Annotated in this window: 18 protein-coding genes; 13 read left to right on the top strand and 5 right to left on the bottom strand. The window is 68.4% G+C overall.

The genetic code is table 11. The features are described from left to right. Window position 1 precedes the first annotated feature (1 nt). From accC to EX20_RS17055, 5 genes are all read right to left on the bottom strand, one after another. Window positions 2-1,369 (bottom strand): acetyl-CoA carboxylase biotin carboxylase subunit, encoded by a 1,368-nt coding sequence (accC, locus tag EX20_RS17075; RefSeq protein ID WP_011883218.1) that lies wholly within the window; start codon window positions 1,367-1,369, stop codon window positions 2-4. An 84-nt stretch (window positions 1,370-1,453) separates the two neighbouring features. Further along, window positions 1,454-1,927 carry an acetyl-CoA carboxylase biotin carboxyl carrier protein gene (gene accB, locus EX20_RS17070; protein WP_011883219.1) on the bottom strand — a complete coding sequence of 158 codons (474 nt, stop codon included), beginning with the start codon at window positions 1,925-1,927 and terminating at the stop codon, window positions 1,454-1,456. Between the two features lie 64 nt (window positions 1,928-1,991). Then, window positions 1,992-2,444 (bottom strand): type II 3-dehydroquinate dehydratase, encoded by a 453-nt coding sequence (aroQ, locus tag EX20_RS17065; protein ID WP_034194178.1) that lies wholly within the window; start codon window positions 2,442-2,444, stop codon window positions 1,992-1,994. 194 nt (window positions 2,445-2,638) lie between these two features. Next, complete coding sequence (locus tag EX20_RS17060) at window positions 2,639-3,211, bottom strand: TlpA family protein disulfide reductase (RefSeq protein ID WP_034194177.1); 573 nt, start codon at window positions 3,209-3,211, stop codon at window positions 2,639-2,641. A 7-nt stretch (window positions 3,212-3,218) separates the two neighbouring features. Then, entirely contained in the window at window positions 3,219-3,863 is a 645-nt protein-coding gene (locus tag EX20_RS17055; RefSeq protein ID WP_014722418.1) for a UDP-N-acetylmuramate--alanine ligase, read from the bottom strand. A 222-nt stretch (window positions 3,864-4,085) separates the two neighbouring features. On the opposite strand from EX20_RS17055, the gene mpl reads away from it, so the two are divergent. From mpl to araG, 13 genes are all read left to right on the top strand, one after another. Next, a complete protein-coding gene (gene mpl / locus EX20_RS17050) occupies window positions 4,086-5,471 on the top strand; it encodes a UDP-N-acetylmuramate:L-alanyl-gamma-D-glutamyl-meso-diaminopimelate ligase (protein ID WP_034194176.1) in 1,386 nt (461 codons plus the stop codon). Beyond that, window positions 5,468-6,037: a YqiA/YcfP family alpha/beta fold hydrolase gene (locus tag EX20_RS17045; protein ID WP_011883224.1), complete on the top strand. Its 570-nt coding sequence runs from the start codon at window positions 5,468-5,470 to the stop codon at window positions 6,035-6,037. Before mpl ends, EX20_RS17045 begins: the two co-directional genes overlap by 4 nt. Window positions 6,038-6,118: 81 nt before the next feature. Continuing rightward, window positions 6,119-8,227, top strand: a complete 2,109-nt coding sequence (locus EX20_RS17040) for an RNB domain-containing ribonuclease (RefSeq protein ID WP_034194175.1) — start codon at window positions 6,119-6,121, stop codon at window positions 8,225-8,227. Further along, window positions 8,224-9,090, top strand: coding sequence for a shikimate dehydrogenase (gene aroE, locus EX20_RS17035; protein ID WP_034194174.1), 867 nt, complete (start codon window positions 8,224-8,226; stop codon window positions 9,088-9,090). The genes EX20_RS17040 and aroE overlap by 4 nt, the downstream gene beginning before the upstream one ends. A 14-nt stretch (window positions 9,091-9,104) precedes the next feature. Next, window positions 9,105-9,842 carry a monofunctional biosynthetic peptidoglycan transglycosylase gene (mtgA, locus tag EX20_RS17030; protein ID WP_011883227.1) on the top strand — a complete coding sequence of 246 codons (738 nt, stop codon included), beginning with the start codon at window positions 9,105-9,107 and terminating at the stop codon, window positions 9,840-9,842. Between the two features lie 426 nt (window positions 9,843-10,268). Next, entirely contained in the window at window positions 10,269-11,879 is a 1,611-nt protein-coding gene (locus tag EX20_RS17025) for a S10 family peptidase (RefSeq protein ID WP_034194173.1), read from the top strand. A 64-nt stretch (window positions 11,880-11,943) separates the two neighbouring features. Next, on the top strand, window positions 11,944-12,342 hold the full coding sequence (locus tag EX20_RS17020; protein ID WP_014722420.1) for an EF-hand domain-containing protein: 399 nt from the start codon (window positions 11,944-11,946) through the stop codon (window positions 12,340-12,342). Window positions 12,343-12,675: 333 nt separating this feature from the next. Continuing rightward, the gene (locus EX20_RS17015; protein ID WP_011883231.1) at window positions 12,676-13,575 is read left to right on the top strand and encodes an IclR family transcriptional regulator; all 900 of its coding nucleotides are present in this window, start codon (window positions 12,676-12,678) and stop codon (window positions 13,573-13,575) included. After that, entirely contained in the window at window positions 13,572-14,597 is a 1,026-nt protein-coding gene (locus EX20_RS17010) for a 2-dehydro-3-deoxygalactonokinase (protein WP_034194172.1), read from the top strand. The genes EX20_RS17015 and EX20_RS17010 overlap by 4 nt, the downstream gene beginning before the upstream one ends. A gap of 13 nt (window positions 14,598-14,610) precedes the next feature. After that, entirely contained in the window at window positions 14,611-15,288 is a 678-nt protein-coding gene (locus tag EX20_RS17005; protein ID WP_034194171.1) for a 2-dehydro-3-deoxy-6-phosphogalactonate aldolase, read from the top strand. Continuing rightward, window positions 15,288-16,067 carry an SDR family oxidoreductase gene (locus tag EX20_RS17000; protein WP_034194170.1) on the top strand — a complete coding sequence of 260 codons (780 nt, stop codon included), beginning with the start codon at window positions 15,288-15,290 and terminating at the stop codon, window positions 16,065-16,067. Before EX20_RS17005 ends, EX20_RS17000 begins: the two co-directional genes overlap by 1 nt. 111 nt (window positions 16,068-16,178) lie before the next feature. Further along, window positions 16,179-17,174, top strand: a complete 996-nt coding sequence (locus EX20_RS16995) for an arabinose ABC transporter substrate-binding protein (RefSeq protein ID WP_011883235.1) — start codon at window positions 16,179-16,181, stop codon at window positions 17,172-17,174. Between the two features lie 75 nt (window positions 17,175-17,249). After that, window positions 17,250-18,761, top strand: a complete 1,512-nt coding sequence (gene araG / locus EX20_RS16990; protein ID WP_014722425.1) for an L-arabinose ABC transporter ATP-binding protein AraG — start codon at window positions 17,250-17,252, stop codon at window positions 18,759-18,761. Window positions 18,762-18,815 lie beyond the last annotated feature (54 nt).

Below are 18,815 nucleotides of genomic sequence, written 5' to 3'. Positions count from 1 at the left end.
CTTACGCTTCTTCCGGTGCGACCTGCTGCTTCTGCGCGAGCCGGTGTTCGAGGTAGTGGATGCTGGTGCCGCCTTCGACGAACTTCGAATCGATCATCAACTCGCGGTGCAGCGGGATGTTGGTCTGGATGCCTTCGACGACCATTTCCGACAGCGCGATCCGCATCCGGCGGATCGCCTGGTCGCGCGTCGCGCCGTAGGTGATTAGCTTGCCGATCATCGAGTCGTAGTTCGGCGGCACGAAATAGCCGTTGTACGCATGCGAGTCGACGCGCACGCCCGGCCCGCCCGGCGTATGCCACGACGTGATGCGGCCCGGCGACGGCGTGAACTTGAACGGATCTTCAGCGTTGATCCGGCATTCGATCGCATGTCCGCGGAACTGCACGTCGCGCTGGCGCAGCGCCATCTTCTCGCCGGCCGCGATGCGGATCTGTTCCTGCACGATGTCGACGCCGGTGATCAGCTCCGATACCGGATGCTCGACCTGCACGCGCGTGTTCATCTCGATGAAGTAGAACTCGTTGTTTTCGTACAGGAATTCGAACGTGCCGGCGCCGAGATAGCCCATCTTCTTGCAAGCGTCCGCGCAGCGGTCGCCGATGCGGTCGATCAGGCGGCGCGGAATGCCCGGCGCCGGCGCTTCCTCGATCACCTTCTGGTGACGGCGCTGCATCGAGCAATCGCGCTCGCCGAGCCAAATCGCGTTCTTGTGCGCATCCGACAGCACCTGGATCTCGATGTGGCGCGGGTTCTCGAGGAACTTCTCCATGTACACCTGCGGGTTGCCGAACGCACGGCCGGCCTCCTCGCGGGTCATGTTGACCGCGTTCACGAGCGCGGCCTCGGTGTGCACGACGCGCATGCCGCGTCCGCCGCCGCCGCCGGCCGCCTTGATGATGACCGGATAGCCGATTGCGCGCGCAATCTTCACGATCTCCTTCGGATCGTCCGGCAACGCGCCTTCCGAGCCCGGCACGCACGGCACGCCGGTCTTGATCATCGTCTGCTTCGCGGTGACCTTGTCGCCCATCAGGCGGATCGTGTCCGGGCGCGGGCCGATGAACGTGAAGCCCGACTGCTCGACGCGTTCGGCGAAATCGGCGTTTTCCGACAGGAAGCCGTAGCCGGGGTGGATCGCTTCGGCGTCGGTGACTTCCGCGGCGCTGATCAGCGCCGGCATGTTCAGGTAGCTGAGGTTCGACGGGGCCGGGCCGATACAGACGGCTTCGTCCGCGAGGCGCACGTACTTGGCTTCCTTGTCGGCTTCCGAGTAAACGACCACCGTCTTGACGCCGAGTTCGCGGCACGCGCGCTGAATGCGCAGCGCGATTTCACCGCGGTTGGCAATGAGGATTTTTTCAAACATAGCGAGTATTCGTCTCTTCGAGGGGCGCGCGAACGGCGCCTGGAGAGCATCGGCGGCGCGCGGCCGGACGGCCGCGCGGCGGGCTTAGCCGATCACGAAAAGCGGCTGGCCGTATTCGACGGCCTGGCCGTTCTCGACGAGGATTTCCTTGATCACGCCGGCCTTGTCCGACTCGATCTCGTTCAGCAGCTTCATCGCTTCGATGATGCACAGCGTCTGGCCTTCCTTGACCGTGTCGCCGACCTGCGCGAACGGATCCGCGCCCGGCGACGGCGCGCGATAGAACGTACCGACCATCGGCGACGTCACGACGTGGCCTTGCGGCACGGCGGGCGCCGCGGCGCCTGCGGCCGGTGCGGCTGCCGCACCTTCGGCCGGCAGCGCGACCGACGGGGCCGGGGCGCTGACCTGCGGGGCAAATCCGCCCGTCGGCTGGACATAGACCGGCGGCGCGTTCTTGACGATACGCACCTTGCCTTCGCCTTCCGTCACTTCCAGCTCGGAGATGCCGGATTCGGAGACGAGGTCGATCAGAGTTTTCAGCTTACGAAGATCCATCGGGAGTTCCCCTTTCAATACGTGAAAGCGCCGGTCAGACCGGCGCTGAATCTAGATCGCGAAATCAGCCGCGCGACGCGCCTTGCAGCTTGTCGAGCGCGTATTCGAGCGCGTACAGATAACCTTTCCAGCCGAGCCCGCAGATCACGCCTTCGGCCTGGTCGGAAAAGTAGGAGTGGTGCCTGAACGCTTCGCGGCGGTGCACGTTCGACAAATGAATTTCGACGAACGGGATGCCAACGCCGGCGATCGCGTCCCGGATCGCGACGCTCGTATGCGTGTACGCGGCCGGATTGATCAGGATGAAATCGGTCTGTTCCTCCCGCGCGGCCTGGATGCGGTCGACGAGCGCGCCTTCGTGGTTGCTCTGGAACGACGACAGTTCGGCGCCGGCAGCCTGCGCCCGCGCGGCAAGCGCCTGATCGATCTGCGCGAGCGTGACGCGGCCGTACACCTCCGGTTCCCGGGTGCCGAGAAGGTTCAGGTTGGGGCCGTGCAGCACCAGCAATCGTGTCATGGTCGCTTCTATTTCTGCGGAATTGCGCGAACTTTAGCGCTATTTAGAGAAATTTGTCTAGTTTTGCCGAACGGCCAACGGCGCCGGGCCTGCAAGAATTACCGGGAGCTAAGCGAAGTATTCGCGAATTCCGGTGAAACTGCGGCGATCGACCTGCAAAACACCGCGAACGTGCGGGCGCCCATTCGCGCATGTCACAACGCGTCGAGGGTCTTTTTGAGCTCGGCGGGCTGGATTTGCCCCAATTTTGTTTCGCGGATCTTGCCCGTTTGGTCGATGACCACCGTGAACGGCAGCGCACCGGCCGTATTGCCGAAATTACGCGCCAGATCGGCACCCGCATATCCGCTGACGAATACCGGATAGTCGACCTTCACCTTCTGCAGGAAGTTCTTCACGTTCTGGTCGGAGTCGACGCCGATTCCGATGAAGCGGATGCCCTTCTCCTTATATTGATGCGACAGCGCGACGAGTTCCGGCATCTCCTGGACGCACGGGCCGCACCACGATGCCCAGAAATTCACCACGACCTTCTGGCCCTTGAACGACGCGAGCGTCGCCGGCTTGCCGTCCACATCGGTGAGCGCCGCGGCCCACAGCTGCTCGACCGGGCTGCCGGACGGAGCCGGCGCGGCCGATGAGCCCGATGTGGCGGCCGCCACACCGTCGTCGGCGCTGCCGCCGCGGAACCAATGGCCGGCGGCGAGCCCGCCGCCGATCGCCGCGGCCGCGACGAGCGCCACCGCCAACATGCGTTTCATCATCATCGTGGAATCATTCCGGTTCGGAAGGCGCGTCGCCGGCTTCGAGCAGCGCGCGCAACGCGGCGGCGTCGGCCCGCGCGACGCGCCCGCGCGCGTCGGCCTTGACCGCGCCGCGCAGATCGTCGCTCGCATAGAGCGCGACGTGCACGCCGATGGCGTCCATGTCGCGCCGCGGGCGCCACAGGAAGCTGAGCGTCTCGACGTCGGCGCGACCGGCGAAATGCCGGGTCTCGGACACGTCGTACTGAACGTTCTGGTTCAGCAGGTAGATGGCGACGTCCTTCGGGTTGTCGGTGAATATCTGCAAATGGATGTCCGAATGCGCGTTCGCGGTGCCGTTCAGCACCGCGCCCGTCACGTACGGATTGAATTCGGCGAGCCGGCGCATCCAGTCGAGCGCCGCTTCGCGCAGCCGGCGGAGCTCGTCGGGCTGCGTATCGCTCTGGAACAACGCGATGTATTCGCGCAGTTCTTCTTCGATCAGGTCGTTATCGGGCAGCCATTCGCCCGCAACGCGCGTATCGCCGAACAGCTGGCGGGCGGCCTTGCGCTTCGCGCTGGCGTAATCGAGGCCGTCCTCCGCGATCAGGCGGGCGGCGGACTGGGCGATTTCCTCGCGGGCACGCCGCGGATCGACAAGAGGTTTGCGAGACATGATCCGGCAATCATACTCGATCGCCGCCGCGGCAGACCGCGGTGCGGCTGCGTGCCGCCCGCCGCGCCGGACGGCCTCGCGCGCCGTCGTTCGGCCCGGGCCGTCAGTTACAATGACGATCTTTGTGGCGCGGCGAAAGCGCTGGCCCGGACGGCGCGTTCGGCATGCCGCACACGTCCCTTTCCGAATCGACGGCGCCCGGCGGCGCGAAAGCATTCATCTATGCACATCCACATTCTTGGCATCTGCGGCACCTTCATGGGCGGTCTCGCCGTGCTCGCGCGCGAGGCGGGCCACACGGTGACGGGTTGCGACGCGGGCGTCTATCCGCCGATGAGCACGCAGCTCGAGGCGCAGGGCATCACGCTGATCGAAGGCTACGGCGCCGAGCAGATCGACCTGAAACCCGACCTGTTCGTGATCGGCAACGTCGTCACGCGCGGCAACCCGCTGATGGAGGCGATCCTCGATCGCGGCCTGCCTTACGTGTCCGGCCCGCAATGGCTCGGCGAACACGTGCTGGCCGGCAAATGGGTGCTCGCGGTCGCGGGCACGCACGGCAAGACGACCACCTCGTCGATGCTCGCGTGGCTGCTGGAAGACGCCGGCCTGAATCCGGGCTTCCTGATCGGCGGCGTGCCGCTGAACTTCGGCGTATCGGCGCGGCTGACCGATTCGAGCTTCTTCGTGATCGAAGCCGACGAATACGATACGGCGTTCTTCGACAAGCGCTCGAAGTTCGTCCACTACCGGCCGCGCACGGCCGTGCTGAACAATCTCGAATACGATCACGCCGACATCTTCCCGGATCTCGCCGCGATCGAAACGCAATTCCACCACCTAGTGCGCACGGTGCCGCGGGTCGGCCGGATCGTCACGAACGGCCGTTCCGACGCGCTGGAGCGCGTGCTGGCGCGCGGCTGCTGGAGCGAAGTCGAGCGTTTCGGCGTCGACGGCGGCTGGCAGGCGCTGCCGGCCGAGGACGGCGTGCCGGTGGACGAGCGCTTCGCGGTGTATTCGCAGGCCCAGCGCGTCGGCGAAGTCGCGTGGCAGGTGCAGGGCGATCACAACCGGATGAACGCGCTGGCCGCGATCGCGGCCGCGCGCCATGTCGGCGTGCCGCCCGCGCAGGCGGCCGCCTCGCTCGCATCGTTCCGTAACGTGAAGCGGCGCATGGAAGTGCGCGGCAGCGTCGACGGCGTGACCGTCTACGACGACTTTGCGCACCATCCGACCGCGATCGAAACCACGATCGCCGGCCTTCGTGCGCGCATCGGCCGCGAACATTCCCGCATCCTCGCGGTGCTGGAGCCGCGTTCGAACACGATGAAGCTCGGCGTGATGAAGGCGCAGCTGCCGGCCAGCCTCGCCGATGCCGACCTCGTGTTCGGCTACGGCGCGCCGAGCGGGCGCGACGCGCTCGGCTGGAACCTCGGCGACGCACTGGCGCCGCTCGGTGCGAAGGCGCACGCGTTCGACGACCTGCATCTGTTGGTGAAGGCCGTCGTCGTCGCCGCCCGCCCGGGCGACCACGTGCTGGTGATGAGCAACGGCGGCTTCGGCGGCGTGCACCAGCAGCTGCTCGACGCGCTCGGGAGCCGCGCGTGATCCTGTACCTGCACGGCTTCCGCTCGTCGCCGGAGTCGCAGAAGTCGCGGCTGCTGGCCGCGCGCATGGCGGCGCTGGGCCGCACGGCGGAGTGGCGCTGTCCGTCGCTGGCGGTGTCGCCGCTCGAGGCGATCGCTGTCGCCGAGGCCGCGGTGGCCGGCGCGCAGGACGTGACGGTGATCGGCAGCTCGCTCGGCGGCTACTACGCGACCTGGCTCGCCGAATGCCACGGCTGGAAGGCGGTGCTGCTGAACCCGGCGATCGTCCCGCAACGCGATCTCGAACAGTATCTCGGCGAGCAGCCGTTGTGGCACGGCGGCGGGTCGATCGTCGTCGAGCGCCGCCATCTGCAGGAGCTCGACGCGCTGCGCGTGCCGGCGATTTCGCGGCCCGAACGCTACTATCTGTTCGCGGCGACCGGCGACGAAGTGCTCGACTACCGCGAGATGCTCGCCCATTACCCGGGCGCGAAAACCCGCGTGATCGAAGGCAGCGATCACGGGATCAGCGAATTTGCCGACTACGTCGACGACGTTCTCGCCTTTTGCGATCAAAAAACGTCTTGAATCCGGCGTCATGCCGATCGAATTTCCATCATCATCCGGCGCCGCCGATGCGGCGCCCGGCAGTCTGAACGAGAGTACTGAGTGAACGTTTTCTTCGAGGAATCGGGCAGTTTCAAGGCGGGCAACGTGCTGTCGCGCCAGGGCGACGCGTTTCAGGTCGAGTTGCCCGGCGGGCGGCGCGCGAAGGTGCGCGCAAAGGACGTGCTGATCGAGTTCGAGAAGCCGGCCGCGAGCGAGCTGATGCAGGAAGCCGACACGGCTGCGCAGCAGATCGACCTCGACTTCCTGTGGGAATGCGCGCCGGCGGAGGAATTCGCCTATACGACGCTGGCCGCCGAATACTTCGGCGCGGGCTACGGCCCGGTCGAGCGCGCGGCGCTGGTGCTGCGGCTGCACGGCTCGCCCGTGTACTTCCGCCGCAAGGGCCGCGGCCAATATCAGCGCGCGCCGGAAGAGCAGCTGAAGATGGCGCTCGCGTCGCTCGAGCGCAAGCGCCAGCAGGCGCTGGTGCAGGCGCAGTACGAAGAGGAGCTGAAGGAAGGCAAGCTGCCGCAAGCGTTCGCCGGCAAGGTGCTCGCGCTGCTGACGCGACCGGACAAGAATTCGATCGAATACAAGGCGCTCGAGGCGGCGGCCGGGGCGCGCGGCGTGTCGCCCGCGCGGCTGATGCTCGACTGCGGCGGCATCGAGTCCGCCCGCGCGCTGCACGAGGCGCGCTTTCTCGCCGAGTTCTTCCCGCACGGCACGGGCTTTCCGCCCGTCGCGGTCGGCCCGCTGCCGGACGACCTGCCGCGCGCGGACGTCAACGCGTTCTCGATCGACGACATCACGACGACCGAAATCGACGACGCGTTCTCGGTCGAGCATCTGGCCGACGGTCGCGTGCGGATCGGCGTGCACATCGCGGCGCCGGCGCTGGGCATCGTGCGCGGCGACGCGGTCGACGCGATCGCGCGCGCGCGTCTGTCGACGGTCTACATGCCGGGCGACAAGATCACGATGCTGCCGGACGACGTGGTCGACGTCTTCACGCTGAAGGAGGGCGACTACCGCCCGGCGCTGTCGTTGTACATCATCGTCGATCGCGACACGCAGGAGATCGTCGCGAACGAGACGCGCGCCGAGCTCGTGTACGTGAAGAACAACCTGCGCCACAACACGCTCGACGAGCTGGTCAACGAAGAAACGCTCGCGGCCGGCACCGGCGATTACCCGCACAAGGACGACATCGCGGTGCTGTGGCCGCTCGCGCAGGCGCTGTTCGAGAAGCGCCAGGTCGCGCGCGCGGGCTACGGCCTGAAGCGCGAGGTGCAGCGCAATACCGACTACAACTTCTACGTCGAAGGCGAGCACGTGACGATCACGCCGCGCCGCCGCGGCTCGCCGCTCGACCTGATCGTGTCGGAGCTGGCGATCCTCGCGAACTCGACCTGGGGCGCGTTCCTGCACGATCACACGGTGCCGGGCATCTACCGCTCGCAGCGCGGCTTCGGCGCGCCGGGCCCGAAGCGCACGCGGATGCAGACGACGGCCGCGCCGCACGAAGGGCTCGGCGTCGCGCAGTATGCGTGGAGCACGTCGCCGCTGCGCCGCTACGTCGACCTCGTGAACCAGTGGCAGCTGCTCGCCTGCGTGCAGCACGGCGTCACCGCGAAGCTCGCCGCGCCGTTCAAGCCGAAGGACGCCGACCTGTACGCGGTCGTGCAGGGCTTCGACGACACCTATAGCGCCTACGCCGACTACCAGCGCCGGATGGAATACTTCTGGTGCCTGCGCTGGCTCGCGCAGGAGCAGAAGAAGCAGGTAGTCGCGAGCGTCGTGAAGGGCGATCTCGTGCGCCTCGAGGAAATTCCGCTGCTGCTGCACGTGCCGGGGCTGGGCGTGCATGCGCGCGGCACGCGCGTGCTGCTCGAGGTGATGTCGCTCGACGAGCTGACGATCGAGGCGTCGGTGCGGCCGCTGAGCGTGCTCGACGCGCCGACCGTGACGAGCGGCGATGGGGCCGACGAAGAAGACGACGCCGAAGGCGAAGGCGGCGACGACACGCTGGTCGACGCGCAGGATGCGTCGGCGGAATCGGAAGCCGAGGCGCTGGCCGAATCGGACGGCGCCGTGGCCGAAGGCGGCGACGCCGCAACCGGCGGCGAGCACGAAAGCGAGCCGGAAAGCGCCCCGGGACGCGCATCATGAGCGCGACGGCGTCGACGAGCGGGGCAGACCGCTACGTGGTGTTCGGCAACCCGGTGGCGCACAGCAAGTCGCCGTTCATCCACGCGCAGTTCGCCGCGCAGACGGGCCAGGCGCTCGTCTACGAACACCGGCTCGCGCCGGTCGACGGCTTCGAGGCGGCGGTGCGCGCCTTCGTCGCCGAAGGCGGCCGCGGCGCGAACGTGACGGTGCCGTTCAAGCTCGACGCGCATGCGCTCGCCGACACGCTGTCGCCGCGCGCGGCAGCCGCGGGCGCCGTGAACACGCTGCGCATCGATGCCGACGGCCGGATTTTCGGCGACAACACCGACGGCGTCGGCCTCGTGCGCGACATCGAGTCGAATCTTGGCGTGTCGCTCGCCGGCGCGCGCATCCTGCTGCTGGGCGCCGGCGGCGCCGCGCGCGGCGTCGTGCTGCCGCTGCTCGAGCGCGCGCCGCTGTCGATCACGATCGTCAATCGCACCGCGAGCAAGGCCGAGGCGCTGGTCGGGCAGTTCGCGCAGGCCGCGCACGACGCGGGCTGCGTGCTGTCGGGCGGCGGCCCGGACGTCGTGCGCGCCGAACCGTACGACGTGATCGTCAACGCGACGGCCGGCAGCCTCGACGCGGCGCTGCCGGCGTGCGACCCGGCCGCGTTCGGGCCGCACACGCTCGCGTACGACATGATGTACGGCGCGCAGCCGACGGTGTTCATGCAGCACGCGGCGTCGCTCGGCGCGCGCACGGCCGACGGGCTCGGGATGCTGGTCGAGCAGGCCGCCGAATCGTTCTACATCTGGCGCGGCGTGCGGCCGGACGGCGCGCCGGTGCTGGCCGCGCTGCGCCAGGCGCTCGCGGCGGGCTGAACGGGGCGCGGCAGATGGTGGCGGCAAGCGGTACGCAGCGCACGCGCACGGTGGGCCTGGCCCGCTGGATCGTCTATGCGGGCTCGGTATTCGCCGGCGCGTGGCTCGCGACGCAGCTGTTCTATCTGGTGCAGATCGCGCTGTGGTCGTTCATCAACCCCGGTTCGACCGCGTTCATGCGCACCGACGCATGGTGGCTGTCGCACGACAAGCCGCCTGCGCAGATCCAGCATCAATGGGTGCCGTACGACCAGATCTCGCGCAACCTGAAGCGCGCGCTGATCGCATCGGAGGACGCGACCTTTGCGACCAACAACGGTTACGACGTCGACGCGATCCTGCAGGCGTGGGAGAAGAACAAGGCGCGCGGCCACATCGTCGCCGGCGGCTCGACGATCACGCAGCAGCTCGCGCGCAATCTGTTCCTGTCGCGCGAGAAGAGCTACATCCGCAAGGGGCAGGAGCTGATCATCACGTGGATGCTCGAAACGGTGCTCGACAAGGAGCGCATCTTCGAGATCTATCTGAATTCGGTCGAATGGGGTCGCGGCGTCTACGGCGCCGAGGCCGCCGCCCGTTACTACTACCGGATTCCCGCGAGCCGGCTCGGCGCGTGGCAGTCGGCGCGCCTCGCGGTGATGCTGCCGAAGCCGCGCTGGTTCGACGCGCATCGCGGCTCGGCCTATCAGGCGCAGCGCGCGGCCGTCATCGCGCGCCGCATGGGCGCGGCCGAGCTGCCGCAATCGCAGTAAGCGGCGCGCTCGCGCTGCCGCAGCGCCGCTCATGCCGCTCAGGCGCCGATGCTGCGGCGCAGCGCAAGCAGGCCGCCGGTAGGCCGGGCGCAATCCGTTAGACGAATCCGTCTATTTCGCCTTTCCGAGCAATCTCCTCCGCACCGCGACGTTCGTTGCGGGCGTCGCACGCAATCCGTGCGCCTCTCCTAGTTTGTCCGCAGCGCGAACGCCGTTGAAAGCTGTGCGAAACCGGATAGTTCGGTAATCGAAGCGTTGATGAAAGGTGTGCGCTGCACCGAACTTCGGTCGAATATTTCCAAATTTTTCAAAGCCGGAACGCTCGCGTATATTGGCCAGCGCCTCGGCTCATCGGCCGCAAGCGAGGCGGGGGGCGGCTTACCGGGCTGCTCGACACAAAAAACATTCGAGAGAAGGAAAGCAACGATGCCAGCGAGCAAAGCGAAGCTGTTGTTGGGGGTCGTGTTCTCTTCGCTGATTCTGACGGCCTGCAACGACGACGTGACTTCGTCGGCCGCAGCAGGCGCCGCCAGTTCGGCCGATCCCGCCGCCCAGACGGACCAGCCGTACAACGATCCGAACAGCTATTCGTCCAGCGCGAGCGCGTCGCTCGACGCATCCGCCGCGGTCGAAAAGGCCGCCGTCACCCATCACCAGATCACGCTGAACGGCCAGACCATCCGCTACACGGCCAGCGCCGGTCACCTCGTCGCCCGCAATCCGCAGACGGGCGCGCCCGAAGCGTCGTTCTTCTACGTCGCCTACACCGCCGACAACCAGCCCGCCGCGAAGCGTCCGGTCACGTTCCTGTACAACGGCGGCCCCGGCTCCGCATCGGTGTGGCTGCATCTCGGCTCGTTCGGCCCGAAGCGGATCCAGACCGGCGATCCGAACGCGAACACGTCGAGCTTTCCGTTCGTCGACAACGCCGAGAGCCTGCTCGACACCACCGACCTCGTGTTCGTCGACGCGATCGGCACCGGCTTCTCGGAGGCGATCGCGCCGAACACGAACCAGACGTTCTGGGGCGTCGATCAGGACGCCGGCGCATTCCGCGACTTCGTCACGCGCTACCTCACGGTGAACCAGCGCAACGCTTCGCCGAAATACCTGTTCGGCGAGTCGTACGGCACGCCGCGCACCGACGTGCTCGCGAACCTGCTCGAGACGGCCGGCGTGAAGCTCGACGGCATCGTGCTGCAGTCGTCGATCCTGAACTACAACACCAACTGCGACATGGCGAGCGACTATGTCGGCAACTCGAACAACGGCGCGAGCCCGGTGAGCTGCGCGGGCTTCGTGCCGTCCTACGGCACCGTCGGCGCGTACTACCAGCTCGACAATCCGAACCCGTCGAACCTGCCGCAGTACGCGGACCAGATGCGCCTGCTCACCGCCGGCAGCTACGCGCCCGCGGTGAACGCGTATCTCGCGAGCCATACGCCGCCGCCGTCGTCGCTCGTCACGACGATGGTCAATGCTACCGGCGTCAAGCAGGCGCTGTGGAACGCGGACTTCAACGTGGTGCCGACCTTCTTCGACAACAGCTTCCAGGTGTCGCTGATCCCGGGCACGCTGATCGGCCGCTACGACGCGCGCGTGAACGTGCCGTCGTCGAGTCCGCTCGCGGCGGACGGCGATCCGTCGAGCACCTTCATCACGAAGCCGTTCACCGACACGATCGGCAGCTACCTGCCGAACGTGCTGAAGTACAGCGCGCAGTCCGCGTATTCGGTGAGCAGCGACGCGATCCAGACGTGGGACTGGACCCACGACGGCCTCGCGATGCCCGACACGATTCCCGATCTCGCGACTGCGCTGACGCTGAATCCGTCGCTGAAGGTGCTGTCGCTGAACGGCTATCACGACATCGCGACGCCGTTCTATCAGACCGAGCTCGACCTCGCGCGGCTCGGCACGCAACCGAACCTGACGATCAAGGACTATCAGGGCGGGCACATGGTCTATCTCGACGACACGTCGCGTCCGCAGGAGAAAGCCGACCTCGTGACTTTCTACGGCGCGGCCGCGCACTGATGCGATGTGCGGGCCGGCGCACGGCGCCGGCCGTCGACGACCTCATTCCAGACTGGAGCCTGACATGAACAAACGTTTCCTCGTGGTGGCCGTCGCGCTCGCATGCGCGGCGGCGTCAGCAACCGCTGCCGCATTCGCGCAGGCCGGCGACGCCGCCGCGCCCGCGCGGGCCCGCCAGGCGCAGCTCGGCGATCCGTACGTGCCGCCGGCCGCGCGCAAGCCGACCGCCGGCACGCAGACCACCGGCGCCGCGCTGCACGCGCAGGTCGTGCGCAAGCTCGCGCGGCAGTTCGGCGCGGCCGACACGCAGAACAACGGTTCGATCACCGAAGCGCAGGCGCGCGCGGCCGGCCTCGGCTACGTCGCGAACCACTTCCGGCAGATCGATGCGAGCGGCAGCGGCCGCGTGTCGTTCGCCGACGTGCAGCGCTACATGCAGGCGCGCAGCACGAGCCAGCAGTAAGCGCGGCGCAGGCGAACAACGGGGGCGGAGCCTGCGGTGCGCGGGCTCCGCCCCCGTGCGCATCGCGCCGCCGGCAGCACGGCGGCGCGTACTTCTCATTATCTGGACAACGCATTCAAATATTGGAGACGAGTGCGTGCGCTCCTACAATCCGAAGCACATCGACAGCTTCGGACCCACGCACCGCGCGGCGCCCGACGCATACGGAGACACCTTCCATGACCTTCGCCGGGCGCTTTCCTCGGTGCATCGACCGCCGCGTCGCCGCGACGCCCGCGCTCGCTTGCGCGTCGCGACGGCGGCTTCACCGATTCCGTTGACGAAGCCCGTTCCATGACCAACATGCCCGACACCCTTGCTCTCGACGCCCGGCGCGCGACGCCGGACGATGCGCCGCTGACCGACAGCATCGGCGCGACCAGCACGCCGCTCGACCTCGCCGCGCAGCAGGCCGGCACGCAGACGCTGCTGCGCGGCCTCGCGATCCTCGAAGCGATCGCGAACGGCGCGCGCGACATGCGTTCGATCGGCGCCGCGCTCGGCACGACGCGCAGCACGACTCACCGTCTCGTCAGCAGCCTCGTGCAGGCGCGCTACCTGCGTCAGGTGCAGGGCGGCTATCTGCTCGGGCCGAAGCTGATCGAGCTCGGCACGATCGCCCTCGAGCAGATGCCGCTGACGGCGGTCGCGCGCCCGCATCTCGAAGCGCTCGCCGAAGCGACGCTCGACACGATCCATCTCGGCGTGCGCGACGGCGACGACGTGCTGTACATCGACAAGATCCCCGGCACGCGCGGGCTGGAAATGCGTTCGCGCGTCGGCCACCGGATGCCGCTCGCGTCGACCGGCATCGGCAAGGCGATGATGCTCGACCTCGACCCGGACCTGTGGCGCTCGCTGTTCGAAGCCGCGCGGCGCGCGCTGGCCGGCGTGAATTTCAAGCCGGACAACCGGCCGGAGACGAGCGCGTTCCTGCAGCGCATGGCGCACTACGCGGCCGGCGGCTACACGTTCGACCTCGAGGAAAACGAGGCGTCGATCCGCTGCGTGGCCGCGCCGATCCGCGATGCATCGGGCGCGATCGTCGCCGCCGTGTCGGTTGCCAGCACGATTCCGTACATGCCGCACGACCGGATGGACGAACTGATTCCGCTCGTGCAGCGCGAAGCGCGAGCCATTTCCGCGGAGCTGGGCTGGAGCCCGCCGCAGGGTACCCGCAGGATCAAACGATGACCAATTCGACCGGGACCGCTCCGGACTCCGCACCGTCGCTGATCGGGCTCGACTGGGGCACGACGTCGCTGCGCGCCTATCTGTTCGACGCGCACGGCGCGCTCATCGACACGCGCAGCCGCGCGGCAGGCGTGATGCACGTGCCCGCCGACGGCGCGCGCGCGTTCGACGACGTGTTCGAAGAGGCGTGCGGTGACTGGCTCGACCGCGCGCCCGGCGTGCCGGTGCTGGCCGCCGGGATGGTCGGCAGCGCGCAGGGCTGGCGCGAGGCGCCGTACGTCGCGGTGCCGGCCGGCGCCGATGCGCTCGTCGCCGGCCTCGTCACGGTGAGCACCGCGCGCGGCACGACGGTGGCGATCGTGCCGGGCGTGATCGCGACGGGCGAACTGCCGGACGTGATGCGCGGCGAGGAAACCCAGATCTTCGGCGCACTCGCGAACGATCCATTGCTTGATGCCGATCGTTCAGGCGTACTGATCGGGCTGCCGGGCACGCATGCGAAGTGGGCGTGGGTGAAGGACGGGCTGATCGAGCGCTTCCAGACCTTCATGACCGGCGAGCTGTACGCGGCGCTGCGCGATCACACGATCCTCGGCCGCACCATGCGCGCGAGCGCGTCGCCCGACCGCGCGGCGTTCGAGCGCGGCGTCGCGGTCGCGCGCGGCGCGGCGCACACGGGGCTGCTCGCGACCGTCTTCAGCACGCGCACGCTCGGCCTGACCGGGCGGCTTGCGCCCGATGCGCAGGGCGATTACCTGTCCGGCCTGTTGATCGGCCATGAACTGAATGCGCTCGACGCGATGCTCGCGGAGCGCGGCGTCGCGCTCGCGAACCAGCCGCTGCTGCTGATCGGCGACGACGGCTTGTGCGCCCGCTACGTCGATGCGCTGCGCGGGTTCGGCTGCACCCATGCGCGCGTCGTCGCGCAGGCGACCGAACGCGGCCTGTGGTGGATCGCCGCGCGCACCGGGCTGGTGCGCGCCGACGGCGAGCACGCGGGCGCCGACCAACGAACCGATTGAAGAGGAACCGTCCATGCCGTCCGACCTCACGCTGCCCGCACCGTACACGCCGCACCCCGCCTTGATGCGTGCGTTCGACGCGTGTCCGCTGATCGCCATCATGCGCGGCATCACGCCCGCGGAAGCCGTCGATCACGGGCTCGCGCTGCATGAAGCCGGCTTCCGGATCGTCGAGGTGCCGCTCAATTCACCCGAACCGTTCGCCAGCATCGCCGCGCTGCGCCGCGCGTTGCCCGACGACATGATCGTCGGCGCAGGCACCGTGCTGCGCGCCGAATTCGTCGAGCGCGTGCGCGACGCGGGCGGCGCGCTGATCGTGATGCCGCACTCGGACGCCGCCGTGATCCGCCGCGCGCGCGAGCTGGACCTCGCCAGCGCGCCGGGCGTCGCGACGCCGACCGAGGCGTTCGCCGCGCTCGCCAACGGCGCCGACGTATTGAAGATGTTCCCGGCCGAGCAACTCGGCGTGCCGGTCGTGAAGGCGTGGCGCGCGGTGATCGACCGCGCGGTGCCGCTGATTCCGGTCGGCGGCGTCACGCCGGACAACATGCAGCCGTTCCTGGCGGCCGGCGCGAACGGCTTCGGGCTCGGCTCGGCGCTGTATCGGCCGGGCCAGACGGCGGACGCGACGGCCGCGAACGCGCGCGCGTTCCAGGCCGGCCTGCGCGCGGCGCGCGGCGGAGCCACGTGATGGCGCGGCTGGCCGGCAAGGTCGCCGCGGTGACGGGCGCGGCACGCGGCATCGGCGCGGCGATCGCGCATGCGTTCGCGCGCGAGGGCGCGTGCGTCGCGCTGCTCGACGTCGACGTCGAGCACGCGCAGCGCACCGCCGCCGCGATCGCCGCCGAGGTCGACGGCGCGCGCGTGCTCGCACTGCATGCGGACGTCACGCGCCAGGACTCGGTGCGCGCTGCGCTGGCGCGGACCGAAGCCGAATTCGGCCCGCTCGACGTGCTGGTGAACAACGCGGGCATCAACGTGTTCGCCGATCCGCTGACGATGAGCGACGACGACTGGCGCCGCTGCTTCGCGGTCGATCTCGACGGCGTGTGGCACGGCTGCCGCGCGGCGCTGCCGGGCATGGTCGAACGCGGCCGCGGCTGCATCGTGAACATCGCGTCGACGCATGCGTTCAGCATCATTCCGGGCTGCTTTCCGTACCCGGTCGCGAAACACGGCGTGCTCGGGCTCACGCGTGCGCTCGGCATCGAATACGCGGCGCACAACGTGCGGGTGAACGCGATCGCGCCCGGCTACATCGACACGCAGCTCACCCGCGACTGGTGGGATGCGCAGGACGACCCGGCGGCGGCGCGCGCGCAGACGCTCGCGCTGCAGCCGATGAAGCGCATCGGCCAGCCGGATGAAGTCGCGATGACGGCCGTGTTCCTCGCGTCCGACGAGGCGCCGTTCATCAATGCCACGTGCATCACCGTCGACGGCGGGCGCGCGGCGCTGTACCACGACTGAGGCGCCTGACGTAACGATTCGAAAGACCGCACGTGCGACGGCCGCGCGCACGCTGCGTCGAAACCAACAAGCGGCTGCATCCCGTTCGATGAAGACAAGGAGACACTGGACATGAAACGCAGAACCTTCGTAACGCTGGCCGCGGCGGCCGCGGTGGTGATCGGCAGCCCGCTCGCGCAGGCGGCCGATCCGGTCAAGATCGGTTTCCTCGTGAAGCAGCCGGAAGAGCCGTGGTTCCAGGACGAATGGAAGTTCGCCGAGATCGCCGCCAAGGACCGCGGCTTCACGCTCGTGAAGATCGGCGCGCCGTCGGGCGAGAAGGTGATGAGCGCGATCGACAACCTGTCCGCGCAGAAGGCGCAGGGCTTCATCATCTGCACGCCCGACGTGAAGCTCGGGCCGGGCATCGTCGCCAAGGCGAAGTCGCACAACCTGAAGATGATGACGGTCGACGACCGCCTCGTCGACGGCGCGGGCAAGCCGATCGAATCGGTGCCGCACATGGGCATCTCCGCGTACAACATCGGCAAGCAGGTCGGCGACGGCATCGCGGCGGAGATCAAGAAGCGCGGCTGGAACATGAAGGAAGTCGGCGCGATCGACATCACCTACGAGCAGCTGCCGACTGCGCACGACCGCACGAGCGGCGCGACCGACGCGCTGGTCGCCGCCGGCTTCCCGAAGGCCAACGTGATCGCCGCGCCGCAGGCGAAGACCGACACCGAGAACGCGTTCAACGCGGCGAACATCGCGCTCACCAAGAACCCGCAGTTCAAGCACTGGGTCGCCTACGGCCTGAACGACGAGGCCGTGCTCGGCGCGGTGCGCGCGGCCGAAGGGCGCGGCTTCAAGGCCGACAACATGATCGGGATCGGCATCGGCGGCTCGGAGTCGGCGCTGAACGAGTTCAAGAAGCCGCAGCCGACCGGCTTCTACGGCACCGTGATCATCAGCCCGAAGCGCCACGGCGAGGAAACCTCGGAGCTGATGTACGCGTGGATCACGCAGGGCAAGGCGCCGCCGCCGCTCACGCTGACGACGGGCATGCTCGCGACGCGCGAGAACGTGGCGAAGGTGCGCGAGGAGATGGGACTCGCGTCGAAGTAAGCGAGCAAGCGGGATGCCGGCCGCCGCGGCGATGCGGCGGCCGGCGATCGATCGATCTGGAAGTGGGGAGACGACGTGTCAGCGGCACTGCGTTTTGACAATATCGGCAAGGTATTTCCCGGCGTGCGCGCACTCGACGGCATCTCGTTCGACGTGCATGCGGGCGAGGTGCATGGCCTGATGGGCGAGAACGGCGCGGGCAAGTCGACGCTGCTGAAGATTCTCGGCGGCGAATACCAGCCCGATGCGGGCAGCGTGCTGGTGGACGGCCAGCCGGTGCATTTTTCTAGTGCGGCCGCGTCGATCGCGGCCGGCATCGCGGTGATTCACCAGGAACTGCAGTACGTGCCCGACCTGACGGTCGCGGAGAACCTGCTGCTCGGCCGGCTGCCGAACGCGCTCGGCTGGGTGAAGAAGGGCGAGGCGAAGCGCCACGTGCGCGAGCGGCTCGCCGCGATGGGCGTCGATCTCGATCCCGACGCGAAGCTCGGGCGGCTGTCGATCGCGCAGCGCCAGATGGTCGAGATCTGCAAGGCGCTGATGCGCAACGCGCGCGTGATCGCGCTCGACGAACCGACCAGCTCGCTGTCGCATCGCGAGACGGAAGTGCTGTTCAAGCTCGTCGACGATCTGCGCGCGCAGGGCCGCGCGCTGATCTACATCTCGCACCGGATGGACGAGATCTACCGGCTGTGCGACGCATGCACGATCTTCCGCGACGGCCGCAAGATCGCGTCGCACCAAGCGCTTGCCGACGTGCCGCGCGAGCGGCTGGTCGCCGAGATGGTCGGGCGCGAGATCGCGGACATCTACCACTACGCGCCGCGCGCGCTCGGCGACGTGCGGTTTTCGGCCGAAGGCGTCGATGGCCCGGCGCTGCGTGAGCCGGCGAGCTTCTCGGTGCGCGCGGGCGAGATCGTCGGCTTCTTCGGGCTGGTGGGCGCGGGACGCAGCGAGCTGATGCGGCTCGTGTACGGCGCGGACCGCCGGCGCGCGGGCGTGCTGACGCTCGACGGCCGGCGCATCGACGTGAAGCGCACCGGCGACGCGATCCGTCACGGCATCGTGCTGTGTCCGGAGGACCGCAAGGAGGAAGGGATCATCGCGATGGCGTCGGTCGCGGAGAACATCAACATCAGCTGCCGCCGCCATTCGCTGCGCGCGGGGCTGTTCATCGACCGCAAGACCGAAATCGAAACGGCCGACCGCTTCATCCAGCGGCTGAAGATCAAGACGCCGAACCGCCGGCAGAAGATCCGCTTCCTGTCGGGCGGCAATCAGCAGAAGGCGATCCTGTCGCGCTGGCTCGCGGAGCCCGACCTGAAGGTCGTGATCCTCGACGAGCCGACGCGCGGCATCGACGTGGGCGCGAAGCACGAGATCTACGACGTGATCTACCGGCTCGCGGAGCGCGGCTGCGCGATCGTGATGGTGTCGTCGGAGCTGCCCGAAGTGCTGGGCGTGTCCGATCGCATCGTCGTGATGCGCGAAGGGCGCATCGCGGGCGAGCTGCCGCGCGAGCGCGCGAACGAGCATGCGGTGCTGAGCCTCGCGCTGCCGCAGACGAGCGCCGCGCAGGCGGCCTGAGGCGGCCGCACGCGGCCGGGACATTCGAATCGATCACGCGCGGCACGGGCCGCG

Origin of the sequence: Burkholderia sp. WP42, assembly GCF_000745665.1 — a bacterium.
Lineage (GTDB): Bacteria > Pseudomonadota > Gammaproteobacteria > Burkholderiales > Burkholderiaceae > Burkholderia > Burkholderia vietnamiensis.
This window is presented reverse-complemented; position numbering and strand designations above follow the sequence as displayed.